Source organism: Pseudomonas sp. 05N434, assembly GCF_056396965.1.
The window spans coordinates 1-5,475 of the sequence record NZ_JBFTMK010000451.1; the positions used below are offsets into that span (position 1 = coordinate 1).

A 5,475-nucleotide genomic window follows, 5' to 3' on the forward strand; every position below is an offset into this window, starting at 1 on the left:
CATCGATACTTGTGCTTCACGAGGATTGGTTATGCTCGGCGCCAACAGTTGTAAAAAAATACCACGCTGATTAAAAAACGACATGACTAAATCCTTTTAATTAATAATCCACGACAACTTCGTGTGGCAAGGATAGTACTAACAGCCTTTGTAATTTCGCCACTTGATATATATTTCCGGTGATGACAGTTGCGCGATGCGCTTGATCCATAAACTTGTCTTTTTAGTTCCTTTATATAATCTCCGATGTTCACTCGCCGAACGGCACTGGCTTGTCGCTTTCCTCCTTGATACTGTATGCACATACAGCCAATGGGTTTTTATCGATGAACACGCCTCTGCCACCCCGCGGTCGCGGCACCGCCACCAACCCGCACAACCGTTTCGCACCGAACCGTTCGGTGGCCGAGGATGACGGCTGGTATCAGGAAGCGCCAATCACCCAAGGCACCGAGGTGCGCATCGAGACGGCGAAGACCATCATTACCCGCAACAACTCGCCGGACTTGCCCTTCGACCGCTCGATCAATCCCTATCGTGGCTGCGAGCATGGCTGTATCTATTGCTACGCGCGGCCAAGCCACGCTTATTGGGACATGTCGCCGGGTCTGGATTTCGAAACCAGACTGATCGCCAAGACCAACGCCGCCGATGTGCTGGAAGAACAACTGTCCAAACGCGGCTATCAATGCGCGCCGATCAACCTGGGCTCCAACACCGATCCTTATCAGCCGATCGAGCGTGAACACAGAATCACCCGCAAGATCCTTGAGGTGCTGCTGCGCTACCGCCATCCGGTGACCATCATCACCAAGGGCTCGCTGATTCTGCGCGACCTGGACTTGCTGGCCGAACTCGCCGAACAACGACTGGTGGCGGTAATGATCAGCCTCACCACTCTGGACGATGAGCTCAAACGCATCCTCGAACCTCGTACGGCCGCGCCCAAGGCACGACTGCGGGCGATCCGGGTAATGCGTGAAGCGGGGATTCCGGTGGGTGTCTTGTGTTCACCGATGATTCCGATGATCAACGACAGCGAACTCGAAAGCCTGCTGACTGAAGCCCATGCGGCCGGAGCGCAAACTGCGGCTTACATGATGTTGCGCCTGCCGCTGGAAGTGGCGCCGCTGTTCGAAGAGTGGCTGGCCGCCCACTATCCTCAACGTGCAGCTCATGTGTTGAGCCTGATCCGCCAGAGCCGTGGTGGGGAGCTTTACGACAGTCGGTTTGGCGCCCGTATGCGCGGTGAAGGACCGTTTGCCGATCTGCTGGCGCAGCGTTTTGCCAAAACCATCAAGCGCCTGGGGCTCAACGTGGAGTAGTGAAAAAAGCACGTCGTGTTCAAGCTGGTCATATTTCTTATGACCTGGAACGCACGTTCTAGAGCGCTTGATTCAGTTTGAGTTAAGCTTCAGCCGCTACCTTGTTCATCGAGTGACTGACGGGTCTGTTTTTCGACCTGGACGTTTTTTATACAGCCACTGGCTTCACATCGGACAAAACGGGAAATTCCCTGACTCCGCCAAAGAGGATGAATCATGAGTGACAAGGATAAACAGCCTTTGGCTGCGTCGGCTTCAGCCCAACCCGAGGCGGAAACCGCCGATGCAGCGCTGCAGCATATCGTTGACGGCTTTTTGCATTTTCATCACGAGATCTTTCCGCAGCAGGAAGAACTCTTCAAAAAACTCGCCACGGCCCAGCGGCCTCGGGCGATGTTCATCGCGTGCGCCGATTCGCGCATTGTTCCCGAGCTGATCACCCAAAGCGCCCCCGGCGACCTGTTCGTCACCCGTAACGTCGGCAACGTCGTGCCGCCTTATGGGCAAATGAACGGTGGTGTTTCCACAGCCATCGAATACGCAGTGCTGGCGCTTGGCGTGCAGCACATCATCATCTGCGGCCACTCCGACTGTGGCGCCATGCGCGCAGTACTCAACCCGCAGAGCCTGGAAAAGATGCCGACGGTCAAAGCCTGGCTGCGCCATGCGGAAGTGGCGAAAACCATGGTTCAGGACAACTGCCATTGCTCGAATGAAAGCGAGAGCATGCACATCCTTACCGAAGAGAATGTGATCGCTCAGTTGCAACATTTGCGCACGCACCCGTCGGTGGCCTCGCGCATGGCCAACGGTCAGCTGTTTATCCATGGTTGGGTGTACAACATCGAAACCAGCGAAATCCAGGCTTACGACGCGGATCAGGGTTGTTTCCTGCCGCTCGATGGCAGCCATCCGATTCCGGTGGCGACGCCCAAAGCGCGCTTCTAAATCCTCTTCGTAGCCTGTCTCACAATAACGTTTGCGAGACAGGTCAACAGATCCCTGTGTGGTTTAGCCGAGGCTGCTGATCAGGCAGCCCGGCTTTGCCATGCCTGAAGAAAACTTCGGGAGAGTCACCATGCGTGCCGCTCAATTAAAAGCTGTTCTGCCACGGGAGCTGCTGGCTTCGGTGGTTGTGTTTCTGGTTGCCCTGCCTTTGTGCATGGGCATCGCCATCGCCTCCGGGCTGCCACCGGCCAARGGCCTGATCACCGGCATCATCGGTGGGCTGGTAGTTGGCTGGCTTGCCGGTTCACCGTTGCAAGTCAGCGGTCCGGCGGCAGGCCTGGCGGTATTGGTGTTCGAACTGGTGCGCCAGCATGGTATCGCCATGCTCGGGCCGATCCTGCTACTGGCGGGTTTTCTGCAATTGGTAGCCGGGCGTTTGAAACTGGGTTGCTGGTTTCGGGTCACGGCGCCGGCTGTGGTGTACGGCATGCTCGCCGGCATCGGCGTGTTGATCGTGCTGTCGCAGGTGCACGTAATGCTCGATGCCGTGCCCAAGCCCTCAGGGCTGGATAACCTGGCGGCCTTTCCTACTGCAGTGATTCAGGCTTTGCCTTCGTTTGGCTGGCAAGCGGGTTTGCTCGGGCTGTCGACCATTGCCGTGATGTGGCTGTGGGAAAAATTCCGCCCGCATTCCCTGCGTTTCGTTCCCGGCGCATTGCTCGGGGTCGGTCTAGCAACGATCGCCAGCCTGGCGCTCGCCTTGCAGGTCAAACGTGTGGAGGTCCCGGCTAACCTGGCGGAGGCCATCGATTGGCTACGCCCGGCGGATCTGCTCAACCTGGCTGACCCAACCCTGCTGATCGCCGCCTTCGCCGTGGCCTTTATCGCCAGCGCCGAAACCCTGCTCTCGGCCGCCGCCGTGGATCGCATGCACAGTGGTCAACGCTCGGACTTCGACCGCGAATTGTCGGCACAAGGTGTGGGCAACATGTTGTGTGGCCTGCTCGGCGCGCTGCCGATGACCGGGGTAATCGTGCGCAGCTCGGCCAACGTTCAAGCCGGCGCCACCACCCGCCTGTCGACGGTGTTCCATGGCCTGTGGTTGCTGGCTTTCGTGTTGCTGCTATCGAGCGTGCTGCAAAGCATTCCGGTGGCGAGCCTGGCGGGCGTGCTGGTTTACACCGGTTTCAAACTGGTGGACCTCAAAGCCTTTCGCGGCCTGGGCCGTTATGGCCGGATGCCGATGTTCACCTATGCGGCGACTGCACTGGCAATCATCTTCACCGACCTGCTGACGGGCGTGCTGATCGGCTTTGGCCTGACGCTGGCCAAACTGGCCTGGAAGGCTTCGCGCCTGAAAATCAGCCTGATCGATCTACCGGCGGACGGCGAGATGGAACTGCGTCTGGTGGGGGCGGCGACTTTCCTCAAGGTGCCGGCGTTGACCCAGGTGCTGGGGAGCATTCCCGCTGGCGCGACGGTGCATGTGCCGCTCAATAACCTGAGCTACATCGATCACTCGTGCCTTGAGTTGCTGGAGGAGTGGGGCCGGGCCAATGCGGCCAAGGGTTCGAAGTTGGTGATTGAAGCGCGGGGGTTGAAGCGCAGGCTTGAAGGGCGGTTGCGGACCACCACCGGGGTAGGCTCAACGGCCGGTTGAAGCCCCCCTGTAGGAGCGAGCGGTGCGGCGATCCGACTTGCCCGCGAAGCTTTTGGCGTACTTGGGGACGCCTTCGCGGGCAAGCCTCCTACAGGGTTGCATAGACTTACGCGGCTGGTTGATCCAGCTCCAGCTCCACGCCCAATTGGCGCGACAGGCACGGCCAGCGCTTCCACGCGGCGCCGGTGTCCGGGCTGTTGAGTTTCTCGCGGTAGGCCTCCACCGACTCCAGCGCGAAACTTTCATCGTCAAGCATCTCGTCCACGGCGTGATGCACCGCCTCATCCAGTTGGTTGGCAAATTCCTCGCCAATCAATTGGTGGGCAATCAGGTTGGCGACAGTCATGTCCAAGGGGATCAATGGCTGRCCRAAATGCTTGATGTACAGGTCGTTGACCTCTTCGACCAGGCGGTGCGCCAGATAAGCTTCGTCCAGCAGGCTGTCCAGGCCAACGTGACCGGCCATGATCGCCGGCGGTTGGAGGAAGAACTGCTCGGCGATTGTCAGCACCGGCTTGATCTGCGATTCGATGCCCGCTTCCCTGGCGACTTCATTGGCTGCATCCAGCAGGTCTGGCACTTGTTCTATATACGCGGCCACAAAACGCGTCATCACGCCGTTAGCGTCGACATCCGGCAATTGGATGGCGGAGTGAAGGTGCGGCAGTTGGGTTTCCAGCTGACGAGTCAGCAGGCCGGTCTCGGCCTCGTGTTGTTGGGCTTGTTGGATCTGCTCGCGCAATGCGGCGGTGTTCATGAAAACTCCAGGAAACAAAGGCAATGAAATAGGGAAGACATAACTTAGCTGGCTCAGGAAAAAGGCTAAGACGCATTTGTCATAATTATTTCATCCTTGAGACATCGAAGTTATATCGATTTGCCACCACTCGTCTGCATCCTTCTCCATTCGTGACCTGGAACGCAAGTCCAACCTGTTTCAGCTGATTTACCCCATCGCGTTGCGAGGTGGCAGTCGCTGTCTATACTCGGTTCTGAATGGAGTTAGCTGATGACACCCGACTGCATACGCAGCAAGGCTCGGCGATTCAAGTTCGTGGTCTGAAAATGCCGCTCCCTTGCCGCAGGCGTTACGCCTACGGGATAACAAGAACGATAAGGGGAACCCGCAATGATGCGACATCCACATGTCTGGATGGGCCTCCTGTTGTGGTCGATTTTCAGTCAGGCGCAAGCGGCCTGGACTGTCAATATGGCGCCTGGAGCGACTGAGATCAGTCACGCAGTATTCGATCTGCACATGACCATTTTCTGGATTTGTGTGGTGATCGGCATCATCGTCTTCGGCGCCATGTTCTGGTCGATGATGATCCACCGCCGCTCGACCGGGCAGGTGGCCGCAAAATTTCATGAAAGCACCACCGTTGAAATCCTCTGGACCATCGTCCCCCTGCTTATCCTGGTAGCCATGGCGGTCCCCGCAACCGCCACACTGATCAAGATGTACGACAACACGGAGCCGGATATCGATATCCAGGTCACCGGCTATCAGTGGAAGTGGCATTACAAATACCTGGGTCAGGA

Annotated in this window: 4 protein-coding genes and 1 pseudogene; 4 read left to right on the top strand and 1 reads right to left on the bottom strand. The window is 57.8% G+C overall.

Annotation, left to right across the window (positions count from 1 at the left end; all coding sequences use genetic code 11):
* Window positions 1–326: 326 nt before the first annotated feature.
* The 3 genes and pseudogenes from AC1DLB_RS23075 to AC1DLB_RS23085 all read left to right on the top strand — a co-directional run.
* Window positions 327–1,316 (top strand): annotated as a pseudogene (locus AC1DLB_RS23075) (PA0069 family radical SAM protein); the annotation flags it as partial.
* Between the two features lie 225 nt (window positions 1,317–1,541).
* On the top strand, window positions 1,542–2,273 hold the full coding sequence (locus AC1DLB_RS23080) for a carbonic anhydrase (RefSeq protein ID WP_018927254.1): 732 nt from the start codon (window positions 1,542–1,544) through the stop codon (window positions 2,271–2,273).
* A gap of 130 nt (window positions 2,274–2,403) precedes the next feature.
* Window positions 2,404–3,933, top strand: a complete 1,530-nt coding sequence (locus AC1DLB_RS23085; protein WP_018927255.1) for a SulP family inorganic anion transporter — start codon at window positions 2,404–2,406, stop codon at window positions 3,931–3,933.
* Window positions 3,934–4,039: 106 nt separating this feature from the next.
* Here AC1DLB_RS23085 and AC1DLB_RS23090 read toward each other — a convergent pair whose 3' ends face one another.
* Window positions 4,040–4,690: a hypothetical protein gene (locus tag AC1DLB_RS23090; RefSeq protein WP_018927256.1), complete on the bottom strand. Its 651-nt coding sequence runs from the start codon at window positions 4,688–4,690 to the stop codon at window positions 4,040–4,042.
* 372 nt (window positions 4,691–5,062) lie between these two features.
* Between AC1DLB_RS23090 and AC1DLB_RS23095 the strand changes: the two genes are divergently transcribed.
* The coding region (locus AC1DLB_RS23095) for a cytochrome c oxidase subunit II transmembrane domain-containing protein (RefSeq protein ID WP_477785700.1) at window positions 5,063–5,475 on the top strand (413 nt) is incomplete at its 3' end.

Coding starts and splice junctions, on each gene's coding strand:
- AC1DLB_RS23080 (WP_018927254.1), top strand. CDS start 1,542: ATGAGTGACAAGGATAAACAGCCTTTGGCTGCGTCGGCTTCAGCCCAA.